Source organism: Brevundimonas sp. P2_A6 (assembly GCF_056404975.1).
Window position 1 is genome coordinate 444,877 of sequence record NZ_JBFUCZ010000001.1, and the last position, 24,646, is coordinate 469,522.

At 67.3% G+C, this 24,646-nt stretch carries 26 protein-coding genes; 8 read left to right on the plus strand and 18 right to left on the minus strand.

The annotated features are described in order from the left end of the window. Position 1: 1 nt before the first annotated feature. A complete protein-coding gene (gene purL / locus AC1DW4_RS02290) occupies positions 2-2,200 on the minus strand; it encodes a phosphoribosylformylglycinamidine synthase subunit PurL (RefSeq protein WP_477015619.1) in 2,199 nt (732 codons plus the stop codon). 48 nt (positions 2,201-2,248) lie between these two features. Beyond that, positions 2,249-3,058 carry a hypothetical protein gene (locus AC1DW4_RS02295; protein WP_477015620.1) on the minus strand — a complete coding sequence of 270 codons (810 nt, stop codon included), beginning with the start codon at positions 3,056-3,058 and terminating at the stop codon, positions 2,249-2,251. Between the two features lie 146 nt (positions 3,059-3,204). On the opposite strand from AC1DW4_RS02295, the gene AC1DW4_RS02300 reads away from it, so the two are divergent. Further along, complete coding sequence (locus AC1DW4_RS02300; protein WP_477015621.1) at positions 3,205-3,429, plus strand: hypothetical protein; 225 nt, start codon at positions 3,205-3,207, stop codon at positions 3,427-3,429. Here the strand turns inward: AC1DW4_RS02300 and purQ are convergent. Together purQ and AC1DW4_RS02310 are read right to left on the minus strand one after the other, a co-directional pair. Further along, positions 3,426-4,088, minus strand: coding sequence for a phosphoribosylformylglycinamidine synthase subunit PurQ (gene purQ / locus AC1DW4_RS02305; protein WP_477015622.1), 663 nt, complete (start codon positions 4,086-4,088; stop codon positions 3,426-3,428). The two genes, AC1DW4_RS02300 and purQ, sit on opposite strands and share 4 nt — an antisense overlap. Before the next feature lie 52 nt (positions 4,089-4,140). Continuing rightward, positions 4,141-4,728 carry a YbhB/YbcL family Raf kinase inhibitor-like protein gene (locus AC1DW4_RS02310; protein ID WP_477015623.1) on the minus strand — a complete coding sequence of 196 codons (588 nt, stop codon included), beginning with the start codon at positions 4,726-4,728 and terminating at the stop codon, positions 4,141-4,143. Between the two features lie 151 nt (positions 4,729-4,879). Between AC1DW4_RS02310 and AC1DW4_RS02315 the strand changes: the two genes are divergently transcribed. Beyond that, positions 4,880-6,100 (plus strand): class I SAM-dependent methyltransferase, encoded by a 1,221-nt coding sequence (locus AC1DW4_RS02315; RefSeq protein ID WP_477015624.1) that lies wholly within the window; start codon positions 4,880-4,882, stop codon positions 6,098-6,100. Here AC1DW4_RS02315 and AC1DW4_RS02320 read toward each other — a convergent pair. Beyond that, the gene (locus AC1DW4_RS02320; RefSeq protein ID WP_477015625.1) at positions 6,082-6,546 is read right to left on the minus strand and encodes a YbhB/YbcL family Raf kinase inhibitor-like protein; all 465 of its coding nucleotides are present in this window, start codon (positions 6,544-6,546) and stop codon (positions 6,082-6,084) included. The two genes, AC1DW4_RS02315 and AC1DW4_RS02320, sit on opposite strands and share 19 nt — an antisense overlap. Before the next feature lie 68 nt (positions 6,547-6,614). Between AC1DW4_RS02320 and AC1DW4_RS02325 the strand changes: the two genes are divergently transcribed. Further along, positions 6,615-7,019 carry a hypothetical protein gene (locus tag AC1DW4_RS02325; RefSeq protein WP_477015626.1) on the plus strand — a complete coding sequence of 135 codons (405 nt, stop codon included), beginning with the start codon at positions 6,615-6,617 and terminating at the stop codon, positions 7,017-7,019. A gap of 4 nt (positions 7,020-7,023) precedes the next feature. On the opposite strand, the gene purS is transcribed toward AC1DW4_RS02325, so the two are convergent. Together purS and purC are read right to left on the minus strand one after the other, a co-directional pair. Then, entirely contained in the window at positions 7,024-7,260 is a 237-nt protein-coding gene (gene purS, locus AC1DW4_RS02330; protein WP_013268728.1) for a phosphoribosylformylglycinamidine synthase subunit PurS, read from the minus strand. Further along, entirely contained in the window at positions 7,260-8,018 is a 759-nt protein-coding gene (gene purC / locus AC1DW4_RS02335) for a phosphoribosylaminoimidazolesuccinocarboxamide synthase (protein ID WP_041762193.1), read from the minus strand. Before purC ends, purS begins: the two co-directional genes overlap by 1 nt. A 301-nt stretch (positions 8,019-8,319) precedes the next feature. On the opposite strand from purC, the gene AC1DW4_RS02340 reads away from it, so the two are divergent. Continuing rightward, positions 8,320-8,643, plus strand: a complete 324-nt coding sequence (locus AC1DW4_RS02340; protein WP_477015627.1) for a DUF1476 domain-containing protein — start codon at positions 8,320-8,322, stop codon at positions 8,641-8,643. A 152-nt stretch (positions 8,644-8,795) separates the two neighbouring features. On the opposite strand, the gene AC1DW4_RS02345 is transcribed toward AC1DW4_RS02340, so the two are convergent. The 3 genes from AC1DW4_RS02345 to purB all read right to left on the minus strand — a co-directional run bounded on the left by AC1DW4_RS02345 (position 8,796) and on the right by purB (position 11,322). Further along, the gene (locus tag AC1DW4_RS02345) at positions 8,796-9,416 is read right to left on the minus strand and encodes a fasciclin domain-containing protein (RefSeq protein WP_477015628.1); all 621 of its coding nucleotides are present in this window, start codon (positions 9,414-9,416) and stop codon (positions 8,796-8,798) included. A 105-nt stretch (positions 9,417-9,521) separates the two neighbouring features. Then, positions 9,522-9,995, minus strand: a complete 474-nt coding sequence (locus tag AC1DW4_RS02350; RefSeq protein ID WP_477015629.1) for a DNA-deoxyinosine glycosylase — start codon at positions 9,993-9,995, stop codon at positions 9,522-9,524. Between the two features lie 19 nt (positions 9,996-10,014). Further along, positions 10,015-11,322 (minus strand): adenylosuccinate lyase, encoded by a 1,308-nt coding sequence (gene purB, locus AC1DW4_RS02355; RefSeq protein WP_477015630.1) that lies wholly within the window; start codon positions 11,320-11,322, stop codon positions 10,015-10,017. Positions 11,323-11,392: 70 nt separating this feature from the next. Between purB and AC1DW4_RS02360 the strand changes: the two genes are divergently transcribed. Both AC1DW4_RS02360 and AC1DW4_RS02365 read left to right on the plus strand, forming a co-directional pair. Continuing rightward, entirely contained in the window at positions 11,393-12,061 is a 669-nt protein-coding gene (locus AC1DW4_RS02360; RefSeq protein ID WP_477015631.1) for a glutathione S-transferase, read from the plus strand. An 81-nt stretch (positions 12,062-12,142) separates the two neighbouring features. Further along, a complete protein-coding gene (locus AC1DW4_RS02365; RefSeq protein ID WP_477015632.1) occupies positions 12,143-12,280 on the plus strand; it encodes a hypothetical protein in 138 nt (45 codons plus the stop codon). On the opposite strand, the gene AC1DW4_RS02370 is transcribed toward AC1DW4_RS02365, so the two are convergent. Both AC1DW4_RS02370 and AC1DW4_RS02375 read right to left on the minus strand, forming a co-directional pair. Beyond that, a complete protein-coding gene (locus AC1DW4_RS02370) occupies positions 12,281-14,026 on the minus strand; it encodes a lytic transglycosylase domain-containing protein (RefSeq protein WP_477015633.1) in 1,746 nt (581 codons plus the stop codon). It abuts the gene before it with no gap. Positions 14,027-14,158: 132 nt separating this feature from the next. Beyond that, complete coding sequence (locus AC1DW4_RS02375; protein ID WP_477015634.1) at positions 14,159-14,968, minus strand: uracil-DNA glycosylase; 810 nt, start codon at positions 14,966-14,968, stop codon at positions 14,159-14,161. A 195-nt stretch (positions 14,969-15,163) separates the two neighbouring features. Here AC1DW4_RS02375 and AC1DW4_RS02380 point away from each other — a divergent pair, with 195 nt between their 5' ends. Together AC1DW4_RS02380 and AC1DW4_RS02385 are read left to right on the plus strand one after the other, a co-directional pair. Then, positions 15,164-16,831 (plus strand): electron transfer flavoprotein-ubiquinone oxidoreductase, encoded by a 1,668-nt coding sequence (locus AC1DW4_RS02380; RefSeq protein WP_477016201.1) that lies wholly within the window; start codon positions 15,164-15,166, stop codon positions 16,829-16,831. A 50-nt stretch (positions 16,832-16,881) separates the two neighbouring features. After that, a complete protein-coding gene (locus AC1DW4_RS02385; protein ID WP_477015635.1) occupies positions 16,882-18,027 on the plus strand; it encodes a mechanosensitive ion channel family protein in 1,146 nt (381 codons plus the stop codon). A gap of 101 nt (positions 18,028-18,128) precedes the next feature. Here AC1DW4_RS02385 and AC1DW4_RS02390 read toward each other — a convergent pair whose 3' ends face one another. The 6 genes from AC1DW4_RS02390 to AC1DW4_RS02415 form a co-directional block, all read right to left on the minus strand. Further along, a complete protein-coding gene (locus AC1DW4_RS02390; RefSeq protein ID WP_477015636.1) occupies positions 18,129-18,545 on the minus strand; it encodes a hypothetical protein in 417 nt (138 codons plus the stop codon). Then, positions 18,542-21,979, minus strand: a complete 3,438-nt coding sequence (locus AC1DW4_RS02395; RefSeq protein WP_477015637.1) for an AAA family ATPase — start codon at positions 21,977-21,979, stop codon at positions 18,542-18,544. The genes AC1DW4_RS02390 and AC1DW4_RS02395 overlap by 4 nt, the downstream gene beginning before the upstream one ends. 9 nt (positions 21,980-21,988) lie before the next feature. Further along, positions 21,989-22,606, minus strand: coding sequence for a thioredoxin domain-containing protein (locus AC1DW4_RS02400; RefSeq protein WP_477015638.1), 618 nt, complete (start codon positions 22,604-22,606; stop codon positions 21,989-21,991). A gap of 4 nt (positions 22,607-22,610) precedes the next feature. Continuing rightward, the gene (locus AC1DW4_RS02405; protein ID WP_477015639.1) at positions 22,611-23,213 is read right to left on the minus strand and encodes a thioredoxin domain-containing protein; all 603 of its coding nucleotides are present in this window, start codon (positions 23,211-23,213) and stop codon (positions 22,611-22,613) included. Positions 23,214-23,226: 13 nt separating this feature from the next. Beyond that, positions 23,227-23,838 (minus strand): DsbA family protein, encoded by a 612-nt coding sequence (locus AC1DW4_RS02410; RefSeq protein WP_477015640.1) that lies wholly within the window; start codon positions 23,836-23,838, stop codon positions 23,227-23,229. Positions 23,839-24,081: 243 nt separating this feature from the next. Next, entirely contained in the window at positions 24,082-24,639 is a 558-nt protein-coding gene (locus AC1DW4_RS02415) for a DUF721 domain-containing protein (protein ID WP_477015641.1), read from the minus strand. Positions 24,640-24,646 lie beyond the last annotated feature (7 nt).

The window sequence follows — 24,646 nt, forward strand, 5'->3', positions numbered from 1 at the left end:
GTCAGCCTTCGATCCACGAGGGCATCCAGCCCTCGTGGATTTCGCGCAAGTGCGCCAGCGGGATGTTGAACAGATCGGTGGAGGCGAAGGAGGTGCCCTTCGCATGGCCGACGACCGAGGCATGCAGGCCTGCCTCGCGCGCGTTGGCCAGCACCTCCTGCGGGTTCGGCACAGCGACCAGATAGCGGGCCTGATCCTCGCCGAACAGGAAGACGTGGGCATGGGCCGCGCTGGTGGCGTCCAGTACCACGCCGGTATCCGATACCAGCGCCATGTCCGCCGCCGCCCCGATCAACCCGCCGTCCGAAAGGTCGTGCACGCAGGTCAGCCGCCCGGCCTCGATCTCTGAGCGGATGAAGTCGCCCGTCTTGCGCTCGAGTTTCAAATCCACCGGCGGCGGTGCCCCGTCCTCGCGGCCCAGCACCTCGCGCAGATACAGCGATGCGCCGAGCTCACCGACGGTCTCGCCGATCAGCACCAGGGTGTCTCCCTCGGCCATCGTCGAGAAGCCAGCGACCACATCGTAGTTCGGCAGTAGTCCGACGGCACCCACGGTAGGCGTCGGCGGAATGGCGACGCCATTGGTCTCGTTGTAAAGGGACACATTCCCGCTCACGACCGGGAAGTCCAGGTCGCGGCAGGCCTCGGCCATGCCGTCAATGGCGCGGACGATCTGGCCCATGATCTCGGGCCGCTGCGGGTTGCCGAAGTTCAGGTTGTCGGTGATGGCGATCGGGCGTGATCCGACGGCCGTCAGGTTGCGCCACGCCTCGGCGACGCACTGCTTGCCGCCCTCGTAGGGGTCATTCTGGACATAGCGCGGCGTGCAGTCCGAGGTGACCGCCAGGCCCTTGTCCGTGCCGTGGACCCGCACCACGCCCGCGTCGGCACCGGTCGCCGAATCCTGAAGCGTGTCGGCCATGACGTGGCGGTCGTACTGCTCCCAGATCCAGCGTTTGGACGCCATGTCGGGGCAGGCCAGCACCTTCAGCACCGCGTCCTCCCAGATGTCCGGCGCAGGCACATCCCCCGGCGACAGGCGCGGGTGCAGGGCGGGCTGGACCCACGGCCGGTCATAGAGGGGCGCATCATCGAACAGTGGGGCCAGCGGCACATCGCACACCACTTCGCCGCGGTGGTTCAGCACCAGCCGCCCGGTCTCCGTGGTCATGCCGATGACGGCGGCGTCCAGGCCCCACTTCTCGAAGATGCGATGGCCGTCCGCCTCGCGGCCCGGCTTCAGAACCGCCAGCATCCGCTCCTGGCTTTCAGACAGCATCATCTCATAGGCGGACATGCCGGTTTCCCGCTGGGGAACGGCGTCCATGTTGAGTTCGATCCCCACCCCGCCCTTGCCGGCCATTTCGACCGAAGACGAGGTCAGCCCCGCCGCCCCCATGTCCTGAATCGCGGCGACCGCGCCCGAGGCCATCAGCTCCAGCGTTGCCTCGATAAGCAGCTTTTCGGCGAAGGGATCGCCGACCTGGACGGTGGGGCGCTTCTCGTCGGAATCCTCGTCGAACTCGGCCGAGGCCATGGTCGCGCCGTGGATGCCGTCTCGGCCGGTCTTGGACCCGAAATAGACCACCGACATCCCCGGACCGGGCGCGGCCGAGTAGAAGATGCTGTCGGCCTTCGCCAGACCGACGCACATGGCGTTGACCAGGATGTTGCCGTTGTAGCCGGCGTGGAAGTTGGTCTCCCCCGCCACGGTCGGCACCCCGACGCAGTTGCCGTATCCGCCGATGCCGGACACGACGCCCTTGACGAGCCGCTTCGTCTTCTCGTGCCCGACATCGCCGAACCGCAGGGCATTCAGCAGGGCCACGGGTCGCGCCCCCATCGTGAAGACGTCGCGCATGATGCCGCCGACGCCCGTCGCCGCGCCCTGATAGGGCTCGATGAACGACGGGTGGTTGTGGCTTTCCATCTTGAAGATGCAGGCATCGCCGTCGTCGATGTCGATGACGCCCGCGTTCTCGCCCGGCCCGCAGATCACGCGAGGGCCGGTCGTCGGGAATTTGCCCAGGTGGATCTTGGAGGACTTGTAGGAGCAGTGCTCGGACCACATCACCGAGAAGACGCCCAGCTCCAGCTGGTTCGGCTCGCGCCCCAGCCGGTCCAGGATGACCTGATACTCGTTCGGAGCCAGGCCGTATTCGACGGCGAGTTCGGCGGTGGTCTTTTGCGGGGCGCTCATGGCCGCGCTTCTAGCGATGATCGGCCGGACTGTCAGCCCGCCGCCGGGTCAGGCCGTAACGGTTTCTCGCACCACGTCACGGCGCAGGCCCAAGGTGATCCACAGCGCGCCACCCAGAACGACGAGCGACATCGCCAGAGCGCCAAACGCCAGCGTCGCGTTGCCCTTCGCCTGCTCGGCCACCAACACGCCCAGCAGGCCCCAGGCCACGGGCAGGGGATAGGCCAGCAGCCGTGTGACCCAGGTCACGAACAGGGCGAAGGCGGCGACGCCGACCACGGCGATCAGCGCCCAGACCGTCGGGGCCAGGCTCGCGGGCAGGTCGCCATTGCCGGTGGCCACCGTCAGCAGATTGACCGGCGACGCGATCGTCAGCCAGCCGGCCAGCGCGCCGAGCGGCCAGGCCACCATCCAGCGGTCGCGGTCCCAGCGGGGCAGGCTGCGGATCAGTCGGGCGTTGGTCAGCAGCGGGATGATGAGCACGCTCAAAGCGCCGAAGATCAGCACGATGGTCGCTAGCTCGGCATCGACCGCTGCGGCGATGATCCAGGCACCGATGCCCAGCAGCGCCAGGATCGAGGGCCAGCCGAATCGGCGGATCATCTCGCTCTCGCCCGTCTGAGGCAGGACCTGGCGGATCGCATAGGCGATCAGGCCCAGATAGATCGGCCCCCAGATGGCGAAGGCCCAGCCCACGACCCGCAGCGTCGCGTCGCTGTCGGCCGAGAACTCGGCCGGGCTCTGGCCGATGTTGCCGAACTGCTGAAGCTGACCGGCGATGACGGCGAAGGCGGTGGCGGCCAGCACGATCAGGCGGCGGGTCTTCTGGGCGGGCGTGGCGCGGACGATGGAGGACATGGATGGATCTCGAATCGATCGCCGAAGCCCAGCTTCAGCATTGCAGCCGACACTACGCGCGGACGGCGGGTTCGTTCATCGGAATCGTCGCGGCGGAACCGCGCGCCTCGTGCCCTGTTGATCTGGCTCAACCGCAGGAGCCGAGCATGGCCGAAGACCCCAAGACCCCGACCGAAACGCCGCATTTCGAAACCAGCGATGTCGAGGCCAACCTCGCCATGGAACAGGGCCTAGGCGTCGGCGCGCGCGAGCTGGCCGCCCAGCGCGACGCCGGCGGCGTGGTGACGCCGGACGAGAATGACGAAGGCGGAGAGGGCGACGAGGACCCGATCGACCGCGACACGGCCGTTCAGGGCGATCCGTCGATCTAGGCCGCCGCGTAGATCGACCGGAACAGGGTCGCGCCGTCGGCTGAGCCGAGTTCGGCCTCGAAGGCGCGGTCCGGGTGGGGCATCATCCCCAGGACATTGCCCCGCGCGTTCTGCAAGCCGGCGATGTCGCCGACCGAGCCGTTGGGATTGTCGACATATCGGAACACGACCTGACCCTCGCCCTCGACCCGGGCGAGGGTTTCGGCGTCGGCGAAATAGTTTCCATCGCCATTGCCCTGGGTCATCACGACCTCGCGCTGGCCCTGATAACCAGCGGTGAACCGCGTCTGGCCGTTGGCGACCTCCAGGCTGATCGGCTTGCAGACGTATTTCAGCCCGGCATTGCGCAGCAGTGCGCCAGGCAGCATCCCGGCCTCGCATAGAATCTGAAAGCCGTTGCAGATGCCCAGCACCGCGACCCCGTCGTCGGCTGCCTTCTTGACAGCCTGCATCACCGGCGACTGTGCCGCCATGGCCCCGCAGCGCAGGTAGTCGCCGTAGGAAAACCCGCCCGGCAGCACGATCAGGTCCAGCCCGTCGGGCAGGCTCGTCTCCTGATGCCAGACCATGTCGACCCGCTCGTTGGTGGAGCGTTCGATCGCGACCTTGCAGTCGCGGTCGCAGTTGGACCCGGGGAAGACGATGACGGCTGCGCTCATGGCGCGGGCGTGTAGCAGGGTTCGCGGGCGCTGTCAGTCCTGAGGCGGTCTCTCAACGACCATAGAGCCCGGTGATTTCGCCCTTTGCGATCGCCGAGCCTTCGGCAGCTGTCGTGAAGGCTGCGCCGCCCGTCGATCCGTCGACCGGCAGCGTTTCGCTTGCGAGAGCGTAGACCGTGAAGACGTAGTGATGGGGTCTGTCTCCGACCGGGGGGCACGGGCCGCCATACGCGCTCATGCCGAAGTCGTTGCGACCCTGAACGATCCCAGGGGGAAGGACCGCCCGTTGACCGCCGGCACCCGGTGCCAGCGACGTCGTCGAAGCGGGGATATTGGCCACGGTCCAGTGCCACCATCCCCCCGCCGGTGCGTCCGGATCGAACAGGGTGACGGCATAGCTCCTGGCGCCCGCCACCGCCCTCCAGGACAACGCCGGCGATCGATTGGACCCTGCACAGCCCAGCCCCGCATAGGAATGGCCCAACGCCAGGGTGCCACCGTTCTGGAAGTCCGGGCTGGTGACGATGATCGAGCCTGGCCGCGACGCCGTCGGGATAGCGCTGGCCTGCTCGGTTGCAGCCTCGTGAGAGCCAACGCCGGCCAGGGCGGTCAGCAGGGTCAACAGGGCGCCGATACGCATTGTCTGATCTCTGGCAGCGCCCCGGAACCATTCCGGGAAGGTCGTATTCGTCTGATTGCGCCCCAACGTTACCTCGCCAGAAATGGTTGATCGACGATGTCACCTTTGCCGTTCCTCGCGACGTAGCCCCCCGGTCAGACCCCGCCAAAAGGTGACCGCCGTGTTCGAGAAACTGGTTCAGTCCACGTTCCGCAGCCGTCCCATCCTGTTCCGGCTTCCGGGCGGACGAGAGGTGCGCGGCGCGGCGGCGGGCGAACCCGAACTGATCGTGACCTTGACCGACTGGAAGACGGTTCGGCGGATCGTGGCCGCGCCTGAACTGGGTCTGGGCGAGGCCTATATGGATGGCGGTCTGACGATCCAGGGCGGCGATATCTACGATTTCCTCGATCTGGCGGCCCAGGAACTGGGCTCGCGGCCCCGCAAACCGATGGAGGCGACCTGGCGGCTCAAGCGGTGGCTGGATCAGACGAACGATCGTCTGAACGCGCGCAGAAACGTGTCCCACCACTACGACCTGACGGTCGATTTCTACCGTCTGTTTCTGGATGAGGACCTGCAATATTCCTGCGCCTACTTCCCGACCCGTGACGCCTCCCTGGAGAAGGCGCAGGCGGCCAAGAAGCAGTTGCTGGTCACCAAGCTGGGTCTTCGTTCCGGCGATCGGGTGCTGGATATCGGTTGCGGCTGGGGTGGTCTTGGCCTGACCCTGGCCGAAGCGGGGGGACAGGTCACCGGCGTGACCCTGTCGCATGAGCAGCATGCCCTGGCCAACCGACGCGCGGCGGATCGGGGCATGAGCGACCGTGCCGAGTTCCGGCTGCAGGATTACCGAGATCTGGACCAGACCTTCGACCGCATCGTCTCGGTCGGCATGTTCGAACATGTCGGCGTGCCGAACTACCAGATCTATTTCGACACCATCGCCCGGCTGCTGGACGAGAACGGCGTAGCGGTGGTGCATTCGATCGGCCGCCGGGGCCCACCCAGTCGGACACAGCCCTGGATCGCCAAGCACATCTTTCCCGGCGGCTATATTCCGTCGTTGTCAGAGGTGATGCCCGCCATCGAACGCTCGGGCCTGTGGGTCACCGACATGGAGATCTTGCGACTGCACTACGCCGAGACGCTGCTGGCGTGGCGTAGACGGTTCCGCACGCGCTGGTCCGATGCAGCGGCCATGTACGACGAACGGTTCTGTCGCATGTGGGAGTTTTATCTGGCGTCCAGCGAGGTCGGCTTCCGTCGCCTGGGCCACATGGTCTTCCAGTTGCAACTGACCAAACGCCAGGATGCCGTGCCCCTGACGCGAGACTACCTGATCGGCGCTGTCTCGGACCTGGCGGCGTCTAGCTATCCCCGGTTCTCGTAGATCGCCGTGATCGACGCCTTGGCCAGGGTGTGGAAATGCAGATTGAACCCGTATTTTGCTCCCGAGTCCTCCGGCGTGACCTCCAGCCTGTCCGTATCGACGGCGAAGACGGTGAAGACATAGCGGTGCGGGCCATGTCCGGGCGGCGGAGCGGCTCCGCCGAAGCCCGGCTCGCCATAGTCCGTCCGCCCCTCGACCGCGCCCGACGGCACGGGTCCGCCTGACGGAATTTCGCTGATGTCGGCGGGAATGTTGGCGACCGTCCAGTGCCAGAAACCTGACCCCGTCGGCGCATCCGGATCGAAGACGGTGATGGCGAAGGACCTGGTGCCTTCGGGTGCGTCCGACCATGCCAGATGCGGCGAGGTGTTGCCCTTCGACTGCACCTGCGCGTCCGGCAGGGTGTCGCCGTCCCTGAAGTCGTTCGAGGTCAGGGTGAAGGTCATCAAATTCTCCTGTCGCCAAGTGAGACGTAGTGACTCGAACGCATTAACGCCCGGCTTGGCTATGCTAGATGACGATGATGACGCCAAAAAAAGCTGTCCGACATGGCACACGCACCGTGAACGGCACGGTGTTCTTCTGCATGTTCGGTTTGCCACCCGTTGTAGGCACCGTTGGGTATTTCATCGGCGTGCCGGCCAATGACGCTCTTACAATAGGAACGATTGCCTTTTTGCCATGCTTGGTATTGGCTTGGCTCTCTTGGTCGATCCTCGTGCCTCGGTGGCGCATCTGGGCTTACGAGCGCGTCGATGACCTGGGGGAACTTAAGCGTCTGGCTGTACAACAGCAGCTGTTGTGGCCAGATGGCCATTTTTTCGAGCGTACGGAGTTCCGTTCGGAAGCACAGCGAAAACGGATAATCGCTTTAGAATCGCAGGCGCGACGCCGCTCGCAAACCGTCTCCGCTTCCTAAATCCTTAGGCCACTTCGACGCGGTAGCTTTCGATCACCGTGTTGGCCAGCAGGGTCTCGCACATCTTCTTCGCCTCTGCGGCGGGATCGTCCACGCCGTCCAGGTCCAGTTCGATCAGCTTGCCGACGCGGGCGTTGGCCACGCCGGCCCAGCCCAGGCCCTTCAGCGCGCCCTCGACGGCCTTGCCCTGAACGTCCAGAACGCCGGGTTTCAGGAACACGTGCACCTTCACCTTGGCCATCAGTGCAGTCCCCCTTGAATGACGGTCGGCATGTCCTTCATGATCCCCAGACGACGCGCGACCTCGGTGTAGTTCTCGATCACCTGGCCCAGGTCGCGGCGGAAGCGGTCCTTGTCCATCTTCTCGCCGGTCGCGGTGTCCCACAGGCGGCACGAATCCGGGCTGATCTCGTCGGCCAGGATCACGCGGCTGAAGTCGTTTTCCCAAACCCGGCCGAACTCGATCTTGAAGTCCACCAGGGTGATGCCGACCGCGCCGAACATGCCGCACAGATAGTCGTTCACGCGCACGGTGGTGGCCAGGATGTCGTCGATCTCCTGGGTATTGGCCCAGTTGAACGCGGTGATGTGCTCTTCGGTCACCATCGGATCGTTGAGCTCGTCCTTCTTGTAGTAGAACTCGATGATCGAACGGGGCAGGGGCGTGCCCTCTTCCTGGCCCAGGCGCGTCGCCAGTGAGCCGGCGACGATGTTCCTGCACACCACCTCCAGCGGGATGATCTCGACCTCGCGGATCAGCTGTTCGCGCAGGTTCAGCCGCTTGATGAAGTGGTTGGTGACGCCGATGCCGTTGAGGCGGCTCATCACGAACTCGCTGATTCGGTTGTTGATGACGCCCTTGCCTTCCAGCGTGGCCTTCTTCTGGGCGTTGAAGGCGGTGGCGTCGTCCTTGAAATACTGGATCAGGGTGCCGGGCTCGGGGCCCTCGTAGAGGATCTTGGCCTTGCCTTCGTAGATCTTCTTGCGCTTCGAATTCATCATCGTGGTCCCTGACGGGATGAGGCCCTTGCCAGAAACGAAAATCGCGCTGCCAGAGGGACGTCTGGGCGGCGCGATCCGGCCTCGAGCTGAGCGGAGATTTGTTAGGGGTCCCATAACGGAAATCGGCATGCGACACAAACGGCAGGGCTACAGGCGTATTGCGGTCACAGGGCCGATCTTCCCGCCCCGGGCGACCGAGATGCGAGCCGATATCCGTTGCCTTGGCACCGGGCGCGGCTGTAGATCACCGACGCGGGACGCCTTGTCTTTGATCCCGCGACGGAGCGATTGACGACTGATGACGACCTTCAACGATCGGGAAAAGGGCTTCGAGTCCAAGTTCGCACTCGATCAGGACCAGGAATTCCGGGCCATGGCCCGTCGGAACAGGCTCCTGGGCCTGTGGGCGGCCGAAAAGATGGGTCTGTCGTCCGAGTCTTCCGAGGACTACGCCAAGGCCGTCGTGCGCGCCGACTTCGAGCAGCCGGGCGAGGAAGACGTGTTCCGCAAGATCGCCGGCGACTTCAAGGGTTCCGGCCTGACCGTTTCGGAGGGCGAGATTCGCTCCAAGATGGACGAACTGGCCTCCATGGCCCGCGACCAGGTCCGTGCCGGCGAATAAGCCGCGCTGATCAACGGGCAAAGGAAAAGGGCCGCAGCGGGGGATCTGCGGCCCTTCCTTTGTCGGGGGCTGGGGGGATAGCCTCACCCGACGATTTCGCGTGTTAGCGCCCCTTCAGAATGCGGGACCACGCGAAAGGTTCACCGGAAAAATCAGCCCGGCATCACGACCGTGTCGATCACGTGCACCACGCCGTTCGATTGCAGCACATCGGCCTGCGTCACCTTGGACGTGCCGCCCGCCGCGTCGGTCAGGGTGACCGATCCATCCGCATTGACCGTGACCTTCAGCTTGGCGCCCTGCACGGTCGTCAGCTCGGTGGTCCCGCCGTTGGCCTGGGCCTGGGTGGCCAGATCGGCGGCCGTCAGACGACCCGGTACGACGTGGTAGGTCAGGATCTTGGTCAGGTCCGCCTTGCCGGCCGGGGCCATCAGCGATTCGCGGGTCGCGGCCGGGATTTTTTCAAACGCGGCGTTGTCGGGCGCGAACACCGTGAACGGACCGGTGCCCGACAGGGTCTCGGCCAGACCGGCGGCCTGAACGGCGCTGACCAGGGTGGTCAGGTTGGACGCCTTGGCGGCGTTGGTCACGATCGTGTCGTTGGGGCTCATGGACGCGCCGCCGACCATCGGATCGGTGGTGGCGGGGGCCATCGCGGCGGTATCGGTCGCGGCGGCGTCGGCGGCAGGGGCTGTGTCGGCGGGCTTGTTGCAGGCTGCGACGGCGAGCAGGGCGGCCGAGGCGACGGTAAGGGTCAGAATGCGGGTATTCATGGCGTCTTCTCCTGAGGGGATCGCCGCTTGTGTCGCGGCTCCGATGATAAAGACGGGTGGGCGACACAAAGGATGCCTCGCGATCACGTTTTCCGGCGCGACAGGTTACCGCAGCGTGATCGCCAGCTGGTCCCAGACCGCCCCCTTCTGCTCGAACGGGCGGGCATGGGCCGGGCTGGAGGAGGGCAGGTCGATCAAGGTCAAGTCGGCACGGTCGCCCAGCAGCCGGCGGCCGTTCCTTGCCGCCAGCCCGCCGTTGAACGCCACGGCCCGAAGCCTCGGCAGGGTGGCGACCAGCGCGATGAGGTCTGCGGCCTCGGCATTCCGGATCGCCGAGTCGAGGCTGCCTCGGCGTTCGCCCCCCGCGATCACATCCCACAGACCGATGCCCGCCGCGCACAAGGCCTCCAGCCGCTGTTCATAGGGCAGGGTCGCCAGATGCTGACCGACGACACGACCGACCAGCCGCCAGAACGCATTCTGCGGATGGGCGTAATACTGCTGCGCCGCTAGCGATGCATCGCCCGGCAGACTGCCCAGGATCAGCAGGCGCGTGTTGGCATCGACGACCGGGGCCAAGGCCCGTTTGATCGCGGGCTCAGGCAGGCGTGGACCCGAACACCCGGGCGAACACCGTATCGACGTGCTTGGTATGGTAGCCGAGGTCGAACAGCGCCTCGAGGTCGGCATCGGGCACGATGACCTCGGGGTCTTCCTTCAGGAAGTCCAGGAAGTTTCCCTCGCCGCGCCAGACCTTCATGGCGTTGCGCTGGACCGCCGCATAGCTGTCCTCGCGCGACTGACCCAGTTGCGTGAGGGCCAGCAGGACGCGCTGCGAGTGGACGAGCCCGCCGAGCCTGTCCAGGTTCTTCTGCATGTTCTCTGGATAGACCAGCAGCCGCTCGATCACGCCGGCAAGACGGTTCAGGGCGAAGTCGAGGTGGACCGTCGCGTCCGGCCCGATGCCGCGCTCGACCGACGAGTGGCTGATGTCCCGCTCGTGCCACAGCGCGACGTTCTCCATCGCCGGGACGACCGACGAGCGGACCAGACGCGCCAGGCCGGTCAGGTTCTCGGTCAGGATCGGATTGCGCTTGTGCGGCATGGCCGACGAGCCCTTCTGGCCCTTGTCGAAGAACTCCTCGGCCTCGAGCACCTCGGTGCGCTGCAGATGCCGGATTTCGGTGGCTAGCCGCTCGATCGACGAGGCCACCACGCCGAGCGCCGCGAAGAAGGCCGCATGGCGATCGCGCGGGATGACCTGGGTCGAGACGGGCTCGACCTGCAGGCCCATCTTCTCGGCGACGTAGGCCTCCACCGCCGGATCGACATTGGCGAAGGTGCCCACGGCACCGGAGATGGCGCAGGTGGCGATTTCTTCCCGGGCTGTGATCAGCCGGCGCTTCGCCCGCTGGAACTCGGCGTGATAGCCCGCCAGCTTCAGGCCGAAGGTGACCGGCTCTGCATGAATGCCGTGACTGCGGCCGACGGTCGGCGTGTATTTGTGCTCCTTCGCGCGGGCTTCCAGCGCGGCCAGCACCCTGTCGGTGCCCGCGATCAGGAGGTCGGCGGAACGCGCCAGCTGCACGGCGAAGCAGGTATCGAGCACGTCCGACGATGTCATCCCCTGGTGCAGGAACCGGGCCTCCTCACCGACCGTCTCGGACACATGGGTCAGGAAGGCGATGACGTCGTGCTTGGTCGTCCGCTCGATCTCGTCGATCCGGTCTGCGTCCCACGCCGCATCCTTGCCCTTGGCCCAGATGGCCTCTGCGGCCTCGGTCGGGATGACGCCCAGCTCGGCCATCTTCGTGGCGGCATGGGCCTCGATCTCGAACCAGATCCTGTATTTGGTTTCGGAGGACCAGATGGCGACGGCTTCGGGTCGGGAATAGCGCGTGATCATGCGCGCGGGTAAAGGCTTTCAGGGCCGACGGTGTCAAGGCGAGTCGGCGGAACCGCAGGGGAATGCGACCATGGAACTGATCGTCGGCAACATGACCTTCTCGACCTGGTCGCTGCGGCCCTGGCTGGTGCTGAAGCGGTGCGGGGCGGAGTTCACCACGACCGAAATCCCTCTGTACGGACCCGACTCGGCGCGGCTGTTGGCTGAACATTCGCCGACCGGCAAGGTGCCGGTACTGAAGGTCGAGGGCGAGACGATCTGGGATTCGATGGCCATCTCGGTCTGGGCTTCGGAAATATTTCCGAACGCCGGACTATGGCCGTCCGACCCGCACGCCCGCTGGCTGGCCCGCTCGGTGGCCTGCGAGATGCATTCCGGCTTCATGGCCCTGCGCAGCGAGTGCGGCATGGGCCCGGACGCGAATGGGGTGATCCATACCATGGTCGGGGCAGACCGCGCGCCGACTCCGACGTCGGATGCCGTCGCCACAGACGTGCGCCGCTTCATTGACATCGTTCGCCAGATGCGCGGCCGGTTCAACACGGGTGGGCCCTATCTGTTTGGCGAATGGTCGATGCCGGACGCCTTCCTGACGCCGGTGGCCGCCCGCTTCCGCCACTACCAATTCGCCCTCTCCAAGTTCGGTGATGATGGCACAGCGGCAACATATGTGGCCGAACTGCTACGGCAGCCGCATTTCCTGGAATGGGCGGAACTGGCGGTCACGAAGCGGCCTTAAGCCAGCGTCACCTGCATTAACGAGACCTGCGAACCCGGCCTTAAGGGAACGCCGTTATCGTCCGACGCTCACCGAGAAGCCATGATGTCCGCCCAGTCGCCCGTCACATCGAACCTGACCCCGCCGGTCGTCCAGCGACGGCCTACGCTGATGACCTATGCGATCTTCATCCTGGTCGGCTGCTGCCTGTGCGCCTCGCTGGTCGGCAGCCTGTTGTAGTCAGCGCGTGCCCGTCGGCTGAGCGGCCGAGGCGATCAGCACGGCTTCCAACGTGTTCGGCGTGGCCAGCGGCTGAGGCGGCGGTGCGACATAGTCCAGGCTGATCGGGATCAGTGTCTGGCCCGCCGCAACGGCATCCAAGGTATTCAGTGGCCCCCCGGTCATCCGTTGATAGATCCAGTAGGCCGCCACGACCTTCTCGACGTATTCGCGCGCCTGCGGCACGTCGATCGTCTCGATCAGCAGCAGGGGGTCGGCATTGGGTCCCAGGCGCCGCAGGGCATCCAGCATCGGCCCTGGGCCGGCATTATAGCTGGAAACGGCGCGCAGCAGGTCGCCCTGGAACTCCGGCCGCGCCAGCATCCGGTTCACATAGACCTGACCCAGACGCACATTGACGGCAGGCTGGAACAGCTGCTGGGGGCTGGCGACAAAGCTTCGGTCGCCGGTCATCTCGGCGGCGGTCGTCGGCATCACCTGCATCAGGCCATAGGCACCGACGGGCGAGCGGGCTTCGGCGTTGAAACCGCTTTCTTTCCTGGCGATCGCATAGACCAGCGAGCGTTCCAGCGTCCATCCCCCGTCCGGCACGATGTCCGGCATCGGATAGTTCTCGGCGTTGATCCGGCTGACGTCGCCGCCGTTTGATCCCATGATCCTGGGGGCCATGACGCGGGCCAGACCCGTCCACAGACGGCGCGTCCGGTCGGTCGCGGTGCGCAGACCGTTGCGCAGTTCGTCCTGGGCATCGCCGCGACGACCGACTTCGTAGAAGGCAACCGTCCGCCGCGCTCGCGGATCGCTCTGAACGAAGCTGTCGAGTTCGCGCTGGTTGACCCCGATCGGCTCGTCGGCGACCGAGACGGTCTGGGCCACGGCGGAATAGGGCACGGGACCGCCGTTAAGAACGGCCGGCTCCTCGCCCAACTGACGCAGGGCGATCTGCCCATAGAAGGTTGCCGGCCAGCGCGCCGCGATGTCCAGAAACTCGTGAACCCGGTCCTGTCGTCCGGACTGCGCTGCGGCGCGCGCGGCCCAGACACCGGCCCCGGCGCGGGTCCAGGCGTCCTCCGTCGGGTCGTTGGCGACCCGCTCGAATGCGGCGAAGGCGCGCGAGTAGTCTGCGGTCCGCCAGGCCGCCAGACCCACCGTCCACCAGTCGCCGATCTGTTCGCCCAGCGTCAGCGCGCCGGACAGGTCGTCATGGTTCAGTGCGACCCGCGCCGCCTTGGCCGGATCGGCCTCGGAATTTCCGCCCCCGGCCGCGACGGCATCCCATGTGCGGCTGAAGAAGGTGCCTGTCGGACGGCGAGGTTCCTCGGCCCCGTCCGGACGGCGGCGCATGGCCAGGGCATAGACCCGCTGGGCGCAGGGCAGGTCGGCATAGACCTGCAGCCAGGCCGCCAGCTCGTCGTAGGTGGCCGTATAGTCGGCGTGGAACAGGCGTTCGAATTCGACCTGACCGACCAGCACCCTGTCGCCTGCCGCCGCGGCCGCGGCCCGGGCGGTGGCCAGATCGCCGCGACGCAGAGCATCGAAGGCGTTGGTGTAGCTGAGGCGGTCGGCGTTCGACAGGGCGGTCGGGGTGATGCGCGGTCCGGTGTCGTCGGCGGCATCGGATGCGGTCGCTTCAGGTCCGGAAAGGCTGTCTGTCGCGGCGAACGTCGGCGTGGCCACAGCCGACAGGGCCGCCAAAAGGAGTGCGAGCGTCGGCGCGAGAAACGCCCGGCGGCGGGTACTGATCAAGGCGGCGGCCCCCTCGTGCAACGCGTCCCCCGGAACGATTCAGTCTCGATTCGGGATCAAACGCGCGGTCTGCGATCGGTCGTCAAGCAGGGACTATGCCGGAATCTTCGCACCGCATCAATCACATCGGCGTCAGGTCCGGCCTGAACCCGCGTCCGCCGCCTCCCTGTCCAGGCGAGCCGCCAGTTCCAGCATGTCGGCCCAGGCCTGCCGCTTGGCCTGGGGCTGCCGCAGCAGAAAGGCGGGATGGAAACTCGCGATCACCGGAGCCGAGACATCTCCCTCGCTCAACCGCCATTCCTTCCACTGGCCCCGGACCTTCATGATCCCGTCCTCGGTCCGCAGCACCGATCGCGCGGCGGCGGCCCCCAGCAGCATGACCGCGCGGGGCTTCATCAGGAAGAAGGCCCGCTCGACGAACGGCGCACAGACGGCCTGTTCCTGGGGTGTCGGCGTCCGGTTGCCCGGCGGACGCCAGAAGACGGTGTTGGTGATGAACACCTTGTCGGCCAGTCCGGCCGCCGCCAACATCTTGTCCAGCAGCTTGCCCGGCTGGCCCACGAAAGGCTGGCCTGCCGCATCCTCTTCCGCGCCCGGAGCCTCGCCTATGACGAGGATCGGCGCGTGGGGATCGCCGCGTCCAAAGACGCATCCCCGCGCGCCCATCCCCACCAGTTCGCAGCCCTTGAAGGCGGCTGCCGCCTCGGCCAGGGCCTCCATCGTCTCCGCGCCATTCGCCAGCCTGCGCGCCTCGGCTGTCGCGTCGCCCATATCGATCACCGGGGTGACCGATGCCGTTGCCTTGGTGACCGCTTTCAGGGCGGGTGCCACCACGATCGTCCGGTCCTGGGGGCTGTCCTCGAAACAGGCGTCCACGCCCGCGTCGCGCCAGAACGCGAGCAGGCTTTCCATCGCAGCGGTATCGTGGGGCTGGGCGTTCATGGTCGGATGCGTCAGGGATAGGCCTTGACCGCCCTCGCGTCACCTTCCGATAAGGCGGGTGCACAGACAAAACCAAGGATTCCCGATCCCATGGCCGAACAAGCCTTCGAAGGCGGCGCAGAAACGCCTGCGCAAGAAGCCATCATCGACAACCTGCCGCCGCTGGAGGCCCTTCAGGGCGTAGAGCGCGAGGTCATGGAATACGACGTCGTCATCGTCGGCGGCGGCCCCGCCGGCCTGTCCGCCGCCATCCGCCTGAAGCAGCGGGCGGAGAAGGACGGCAAGGAGATCACCGTCGCGGTGCTCGAGAAATCCGCAGAGATCGGCGGCCACATCCTGTCCGGGGCTGTGATCGACCCCCGCGCCCTGACCGAGCTTTTTCCCGACTGGAAGGAACGCGGCGCGCCGCTGGAGACGCCAGTGACCAAGGACCGGTTCATGGTCCTGGGGCCGATGGGTCAGGTCAGTCTGCCCATGGCGATGCTGCCGCCCATGATGCACAACGACGGCTGCTACATCGCCTCGCTCGCCAACGTCGCGCGCTGGCTGGGCGAGCAGGCCGAAGCGCTGGGTGTCGAAGTCTATCCCGGCATGGCCGCCAGCCACGTCGTCTGGGACGAGGCTGATCCAGCAAATGGGGGCGGCCGGGTGAAGGGCGTCGTCGCCGGCGTCTTCGGCATCGACAAGCACGGTCAGCCGACCGGCGATTTCCAGCCCGGAATCGAGCTGCACGGAAAGTATGTCTTCATCGCCGAGGGCGTGCGCGGGTCGCTGGCCAAGACCATCATCGCCCGCCACAAGCTGGCCGAGGGCAAGGAGCCCCAGAAATACGGCATCGGCCTGAAAGAGCTGTGGCAGGTTCCGGCCGACAAGCACCAGCCGGGGCTGGCCCAGCACACCACCGGCTGGCCGCTGGACGAGCACACCGGCGGCGGCAGTTTCATGTACCACTTCGGGGACAACTACGTGGCCATCGGCTACGTCGTGCACCTGAACTACAAGAACCCGCATCTGTCGCCGTTCGACGAGTTCCAGCGGTTCAAGCACCACCCGGCCATCGCCGAACACCTGGAGGGCGGCACTCGCATCTCCTACGGCGCGCGGGCGATCACGGAGGGTGGCTGGCAGTCGGTGCCGAAGTTGGCCTTCCCGGGCGGCGCGTTGATCGGCTGTTCAGCCGGGTTCGTGAACGTGCCCCGGATCAAGGGCAGCCACAACGCCATGAAGACCGGCATGCTGGCCGCCGACGCCGCCTATGACGCCGTCATCGCGGGCCGTGCGGGCGACGAGCTGGTCGAATACCAGGCGGCCTACGAGGCCAGCTGGGTGTTCAAGGAGCTGAAGGGCGTGCGCAACGCCAAGCCCCTGCTGTCCAAGTTTGGCACGACCCTGGGCGGCGCGTTCGGCGTGTTTGACCTGTGGACCAACCATCTGTTCGGTGCCTCCCTGTTCGGCACCCAGAAGCACGGCAAGACCGACGCTCAATCGACCGAACTGGCGTCGAAGCACAAGCCGATCGCCTATCCGAAGCCGGATGGAAAGCTGTCGTTCGACAAGCTGTCGTCGGTGTTTATCTCCAACACCAACCACGCCGAGGAACAGCCTGCGCATCTGAAGCTGCTGGACCCGTCCGTGCCGATCCGCGTCAACCTGCCGAAGTATGGCGAGCCCGCGCGGCTCTACTGTCCGGCCGGGGTCTATGAGGTGCTCTACGCCGACGAGGCGACGAAGTCGGATCCGCGCTTCCAGATCAACGCCCAGAACTGCGTCCACTGCAAAACCTGCGACATCAAGGATCCGTCGCAGAACATCGTCTGGACGACCCCCGAGGGCGGCGGCGGGCCCAACTATCCGAACATGTAGGCCGCGCGGCCCGCATCGAACCATCTCCGGCGGAAGGCGTTTCTGACCCAATGCCCCCCGAAATCGTTGACCTGACCCATCGCATCGCCGTGCTCTGGCGGCAATTCTACTGGCTGCCGGAATGGGTCGTGGTCGCCGTCGTGGTGGCCATCTTCACCGGCGGCGGCTGGCTGGCGCACCGGATCGTCTTCTCGATCCTGCGCATGATCGTGAAGAAGCGCGACCTGTTCTGGCGCGGCGTGGTGGAGCGGGCGCGCAAGAAGCTGCGCATCCTGATCATCCTGATCGCCATCGGCTTCTCGATCACCGTGTCGCCGCTGGACCCCGCGCCATCGGCCAGCATCCGCGCCGTCCTGCTGTTCCTGATCATCCTGGTGCTGGGCTGGATCGTCGCGGGTGCGGTCGACATGTGGGCCATCGTCTACATGCGCAAGTTCAACATGGCGGCCGAGGACAACCTGGTCGCCCGAAAGCACGTTACCCAGACCCGGATCCTGCAACGCGCGGCCATTATCCTGATCGGGCTGGTCACCGTGGCGCTTGCGCTGATGACGATCGGTGCCGTGCGTCAGTGGGGCGTGTCGCTGCTGGCCTCGGCCGGCGTCGTCGGCATCATCGCCGGTCTGGCCCTGCAGCCGGTACTGACGAACCTCATCGCCGGCATACAGATCGCCACGGCCCAGCCCATCCGCATCGAGGACGCGGTGATCGTGGAGGGGGAGTGGGGCACGGTGGAGGAGATCACCTCGACCTATGTCGTGGTCAAGCTGTGGGACTGGCGGCGCATGATCCTGCCGCTCAGCTATTTCATCGAAAAGCCGTTCCAGAACTGGACGCGGGAGACCTCGCGCCTGATCGGCACGGCCATGCTGTATGTCGACTATGAGGCCCCTATGGACCGCCTGCGCGCCGAGCTGGAACGCATCTGCCGCGCGTCGCCGCTTTGGGACGGTGACGTGGTCAATCTGCAGGTCACCGACATTACCGACCGCGTGGCGCAGGTTCGGTGTCTTGCTAGCGCGCGGAGTGCCCCCGTGGCGTTCGATCTCCGCTGCGAGATCAGGGAAAAGATGCTGGCCTTCATGCGCTATGAATGCCCGGAAGCCTTGCCGAAGGATCGCCTGAATCTCCCTCTCCCGGTGGGAGGGGGCTTGAGGCCCGCAGAGCGCAGCGATGCGGCTTGGCCGAAAGGGTGAGGGTCGTGCCTCGCCGGTTAGCGCAAGCCCCTCACCCTTTCGCGTTTCCAATCGCTGCGCTCTTGGACGCTCAAGCCCTCTCCCTCTGGGAGAGGGAAGGGCTATTCCGCCATCGCCGCGCGACCAATCCTGACGGCGTCCTCGACGGTCGTCGCCACGACCTTCGCCTCCGCCGTCCCGCACGCTACCGCCAGAAGTTCGGCCGCATCTCCACCGGGAGCCGCCGGATAGGCCGGTTGCCCCTCGGTCGTCGCGGGCCCCTCGGCACCACCCACTGCGACGGAGGCGAAGTCCAGTCGGTCCGCCGTGCCTGCCGCACAGTCGAACCGCCACCACGACCATCCGCCCCAATACCGCGTCGTCCCGACCGTGAAGTCTTCCTCGACCACTTGAAGCGACCGCATCCGCACCCCGTCCGGCGCGCGCATGATCGTGGCGCTGTCTGCGAACACGACGAACCGCCCGACCCCGGTCAGAACCAGAGCATGGGCTTTGACGGGAGCATCCATCTGGATCATGCCACCAAAGTCTCCGCCTGTTTCAGGTCCACGCTGACGAGCTGCGACACGCCGCGCTCGGGCATGGTCACGCCATACAGCCGGTCCATTCGGCTCATGGTCACCGGGTTGTGGGTGATGACGATGAAGCGGGTGTCCGTCCGGTTCCGCATTTCGTTCAGCATCCGGCAGAAGCGATCGACGTTGGCGTCGTCCAGCGGGGCGTCCACCTCGTCGAGCACGCAGACGGGGGCCGGGTTGGCCAGGAAGACGGCGAAGATCAGCGCGGCCGCCGTCAGGGCCTGCTCGCCGCCGCTCATCAGGCTCATGACCGACAGGCGCTTGCCGGGCGGGCAGGCGAAGATTTCCAGCCCGGCCTCCAGCGGATCGTCGCTCTCGACCAGCTTCAGCTCGGCTTGACCGCCGCCGAACAGGGCCTCGAACAGGCTCTTGAAGTTGTCGTTGATGACCTCGAAGGCGGCGGTCAGGCGCTCGCGGCCTTCAGCGTTCAGCTCGTCGATGCCGTCGCGCAGCCGGGCGATGGCCCCGGTCAGGTCCGACCGCTCGATCCGCATGGTGTTCAGCCGTTCGCCGTATTCCTCCGCCTCGTCCTCGGCACGCAGGTTGACGGCCCCCAGCTGTTCGCGCTCGCGCTCTAGGCCATAGAGCAGGCTTTCGGCCCCGGCGGCGTCCGGCGGCCGGGCGATTGCGTCGTCCGTCAGCTTCTGGCCCAGTTCTTCGGGCGACATCTGGGCCGTCTCGCGGACGTTGTTCTCGGCGTCGAGCAGGCGTTCGGCGGCGGCCTCGGCGCGGGCGGCCAGGCCAGCGCGCGCCTCGCGGGTGGCGGAAGCTGCGCCTTCTGCGGCGCGGCTCGTCCGGTCGGCCTCAGCGGCCAGCCCTTCCGTGACGGCCAGGGCATCGGCGGCCGTCTTGCGACGGGTTTCGGCGGCGGTCAGGGCGTCCATCAACTTCGACCGCTGGGCCGCCAGGGCCTCAGGGGCGCGCTCCGCCTGAAGCAGCAGGGCGGCGATGCGGGTCGCGTCCGCCTCAAGCGCGACGATACGGGCGGCGCTGTCCTTCGCGCGGTTAGCCCAGCCGTCGCGCTCACGGGTCAGGGAGGCCAGCCGCTGGTCGCGCCCGACGCGCTCGCGGGCTTCCGCATCGCGATCGGCCCGCGCCGCCGCAGAGGCCCCCCGCGCCGTGTCCGCTGTGACGCGAGCCGCCGTCAACTCATCCTTCAGCGCCTGGAGCGTCTCCGAAGGCGCGTCGATCGCAGCGGCCTCGGCCAGGGCCGCTTCCGCCGCCTCGACCTCGGCCGCCTGGCGGATCAAGGTCTCGTCCAGCGCCTGGGCCCGCGCCTCGCGTCGGGCCTGATCGCGGCCCAGGGCCTCGACCCGGTCGCGAGCGGCGGTCACCGCCTTGTCGGCCGCGAAGGGTTGCAGACGCGCGGTCTTCACCGCCTCCTCGGAGACCCTGAAGGCCTCGGTCGCGGTCTTCAGCCCGGCCTGGGTGTCCGCCAATACCGGCTTTCCGGCGTCGATCTCGGCCTCGAGCTCGGACAGCCGCGAGCGCTGGGCCAGACGGATGGCGGCGGGGCGGGGGGCCTCGGCCCGGCTGACGAATCCGTCCCAGCGGTAAAGGTCGCCCTCCCGTGTCACCAGCCTCGCGCCCGGCAGCAGGTCCCTGGCCAGATGCGCGGCCTCAGCCCGGTCGGCGATGCCGCAGAAGGCCAGACGGGCGGCCAGCGCCTCGGGCGCGTCCACCTTCGCCGCCAGCGGTTCGATTCCTGGCCCCCAGACGGGCGAGGTCGCCTCCGCCCCGCCCCAATGCGCCGCCGCCTTCGGATCGAGCGCCGCATCCAGGTCGTCGCCCAGCGCCGCAGCCAGCGCGGCCTCATAGCCCTTCTGCGCCGAAACCCTGTCTAGCGCGGGCGGATGATCGCGCCGTGTCGAAACCAGCAGCGATGCCAGCCCCCGCGCCTCGGTCTGCAGCCGACCGAGACGGTCCTCGGCAGCTCGCGCCGCCGTTCGCGCCTCCTGTTCTGCGCGGGCCAGATCGCCGCGCGTCGCCTCGGCCGCTTCGACGGCCGCACGCGCTTCGGCCAGCGCCGTCGTCGCGGCCTCCAGCGCCGCGCGCGCCTGGGACAGCTCCGGCGTCTCGAGCGGACCCAGAGCGTCGCGTTCACGGCGCGCGGCGTCGAGCCCGGCCCGCGCTCGTGCCACTCGCGCCTCGGCGTCGCGTTTGCGGGCCGTCTCGGCATTGGCCCGTGCCTCGACGGCCGCCAGCGTGCCCGCCACCCGCTCGACCTCGGCATCGGCGGCCCGGCGTGCGTCCTCGGCGGCGACCAGCGCGCGCTCCAGCTCCGGTCCGCGTTCGGGGGCCGCCGCCACCTCGGCCGTCAGCACCTCAAGCTCTGCCGACAGCCGCGTCAGTTCGGCCTGGGCGTCGCCCGCCATGGCGATTTCGCGTTCGGTGTCGTTGGCGATCCGCTGGCGTTCGGCGGTCAGGCGATCGACCTCGGCCCGCGCCTGTTGTTCGGCCATGTCCAGCCGGTCGCGTTCCAGACTGGCGCGGTGCAGCAGGGCGGCGGCGACTGCGTCTTCCTCCCGCGCCGGCTGAAGCCCCTCCTGCGCCGCCAGGGCCGCCGTCTGGGCCCGGGCCGCCGCACCGGCTGCCTCGGCCACCGCTCGGTCCGCTTCGGCCAGGTCCTCGGCCGCCGCTTCCGCCGCCAGCCGCGCGTCGTTCCAGCGTACGAACAGCAGGGCCGCCTGCAGGGCGCGGATCTCGGCGGAAATCTTCTTGTACTTCTCCGCCTGCCGCGCCTCGCGCTTTAGCCGCGTCAGAGCGGTCTCCAGCTCGCGCCCGATGTCGTCCAGACGCTCCAGATTGGCCTCGGCCGCCTTCAGCCGCAGTTCGGCCTCATGGCGGCGGGTGTGAAGGCCTGCGACCCCGCCCGCCTCCTCCAGAATGCGCCGACGGTTTTGCGGCTTGGCGGCGATCAGTTCGCTGATCTGCCCCTGACGCACCAGGGCCGGGGAGTTCGCGCCGGTCGAGGCGTCGGCGAACAACAGCTGGACGTCGCGCGCCCGGACTTCCTTGCCGTTGATGCGATAGGTCGATCCCTGGCCCCGGTCGATGCGGCGACTGACCTCGATGACGGCGCTGTCGGTGAAGGGCTGGGGTGCCCGGCGTTGGGCGTTGTCGATCGTCAGCTGGACTTCGGCATGGTTGCGCGGCGGTCGATTCGAAGCGCCTGCGAAGATCACGTCGTCCATGCCGGTGCCGCGCATGGCCTTGGCCGAGTTGGCCCCCATGACCCAGCGCATGGACTCCAGCACGTTGGACTTGCCGCAGCCGTTCGGTCCGACGACGCCCGTCAGGCCGGGTTCGATCTGCACCTCGGCCGGATCGACGAAGGACTTGAAGCCGACGAGCCGGAGGCGCTGAAACTGCACCTGCGCCCCTTAGCGTCGCCGGGGGCGCGGAAGCAGAGGCGTGATCGCCGCGGTCAATCCGGTCAGAGAACTGTCGGTGACGCGACGCCCGTTCACGAAGAAGGTCGGCGTACCCTCTACCCCTGCCGCGGTGGCCCCCGTAATCGAGGTTCTCAGCCCTTCCAGAGTGGCAGGGTTGGCCAGACAGGCATCGATCTGGGCCTGGGTCCTGCCGCTGGCGGCAACGCCCGAGGCATACCACGGCGCGACCGGCCCTCCGGCGAACAGCGCCTCCTGGCCATCGAAGAACGCATCGACCACCGCGTAGAACCGCTCCGGGGCAGCACAGCGGGCGATCCCCGCGGCTCGCGCGGCGATCGGCGCCGGTTGGGTCGGAAGGTCCCGGAACACCAATCGGACGCGGCCGGTATCGACGAAGCGACGCTTGAACTCCGGATAGACGTCCTTGTGCCACTCGCCACAGTGGGAGCAGACCAGCGAGGCGTATTCGATGACGGTCACCGGCGCGTTCTCGCGACCCAGGATACGGTCGGTGCTCGTCACGGCGGGGGGCGCAGCGGTGGTCTGGGCTGCAGCCACCCTTGGGGTCAGGGCCAGAGCGGCGATCAGGATCAGGGTTTTCAGCATCGGATCACGCCCTGGCCAAGGCTGCGTCGATCGCGGTCGACAGGCCCGAGAGCGAGCGATCGGGCACGGCAACGTCGTTGATGAAGAAGCTGGGGGTTCCGGTGATGCCCTTGGCGCTGCCGGCCTGAATACGGGTCTCCAGCGCCTTGATGGCCTTTTCGTCCGTGATGCACTGCTGAAGGCGCTGCTGGTCGATGCCCACGCCGTTGGCGATCTGCAGCAGGGTCTGGCGCGGCGGTACGCCCGCGTCCCATGATTTCACGCTCGCCAGCATCTCGTGGACGACGTCGAAATACTTGTCCTCGCCCGCGCACCGGGCCAGCAGGAATCCGGCGGTGGCGACGTCGACCGGCGGCGTCGGGAACTCGCGGAAGACGTAGCGGACCTTGTTCGTGTCGACGTATTTGGCCTTGAACTGGGGCCAGACCTCTTCCTGCCACGCCGCGCAGACGTGGCAGGTGACCGAGGCGTATTCCACCACGGTGACCTTGGCCCCCTCGGCGGCACCCATGGCCATGTCGCCGTCCGCCGCCCCCCTGGCACCGCCGCCGCAGCCCGCCAGACCCAGGGACGCGGCCCCGATCAGCAAGGGCCGACGCGAAATCATCGCCGTCACCCGATCAACTCGCCGCCAGGGCGGCGTCGATCTTCTCCGACAGACCGGCCAGCGAGCTGTCCGCGACCTTCTCGCCGTTTACGAAGAATGTCGGCGTGCCGCTGACGCCGGCATCGATCCCGGCCTTCACCCGCTTGTCCAGCGCTGCGGTCGCCTCGCGATCCGTGACGCAGGCCTTGAACTGATCCTCGCTGAGGCCCGCGCCGCCCGCGATGCGCAGCAGGACGGTCCGGGGCGGCGTGCCGCCGAAGAATTCACGCTGGCTGGCCATGATCTCGTGGATCACCGGGAAATACTTGTCCTCACCGGCGCAGCGGGCCAGCAGGAAGCCGGCCGCCGCGATCTCGACCGGCGGGGTCGGGAACTCGCGGAAGGTGTAGCGGATCTTGTTGGTGTCGATGTATTTGGCCTTGAACTCGGGATAGACCTCTTCCTGCCAGGCGGCACAGTGGCTGCAGGTGACCGAGGCGTATTCGACCACGGTGACCTTGGCCCCCTCGGCCGCTCCCAGCGACATATCGCCCTCGGCCACGGCCCCGCCGCTGTTTCCGGAACAGCCTGCCAGCGCCATCATCGCAGCCAGCGCGGCCCCTGTCGCGGCGGCGCGACGGCTCATGGAAGCGTATCGAAATGGTCCGTCGGCGCGCATGGCGTCTTCCTTCAAGAACTCTGTTCGGATGATCGCGCGATTCCCCACGGATGCACGACGACTATGGTTGTCGAGAACAGGTGCGGCGGAAAAAGGTCAAGAGCCAGCCGTCGGAATCTGACGCAAGGCGCGAGGCAAGGCGACGCAAGGCCGGAGTAGGACGTCAGACGCGGGCATGGCTGAACGGCCAGAAGCGGGCACTCACCGACCCTATCGCCGACGTTTCGTCTCGTCCGACAGGACCGCCCGGCCAAGTCCTGACAGCGCGGCCCTGAGCGCGTCCGGCGCGGCCTCGACGGAGCGGGCAAGCTCGGCCTCGGCGGCGGCTTCCAGCGGGTCGATGCGGCGGCGCGCGCCCCGGGTGGAGGCGGCGGGCGCGGGAAGGGGCTTCACGGGTCCCTGCGCGATGCGCAGCTTGTCCACGGCACCGTCCCCCAGGAACAGGTTCACACGCGCCAGGATGTCGGCCGACTGGTGCTGGACCAACAGGGCGGCGGGGCCTGCGACGCGCAGTTCCAGGGTGCCACCGGACCCGGCGCGACCCTTGGTCAGCTTCTGCGGGCGGGTGACGCGGGCCAGCTGATCGCCGACGATCTCGCGCCAGCGAGGCTCCAGCGCGCCGGCACCGCGTCCGAACTTGGCGTCCAATTCCTTGATGAAGGGGGCCAGCGAGCGGCCGACCGGGGGCGCGGGGCGCGGCATGGGCCGGGTCCGTCGCCGCGACAGGATTTCGCGGGTCTCGCTTTCGGTAGGCAGATCGCGCTTCACGATGTCA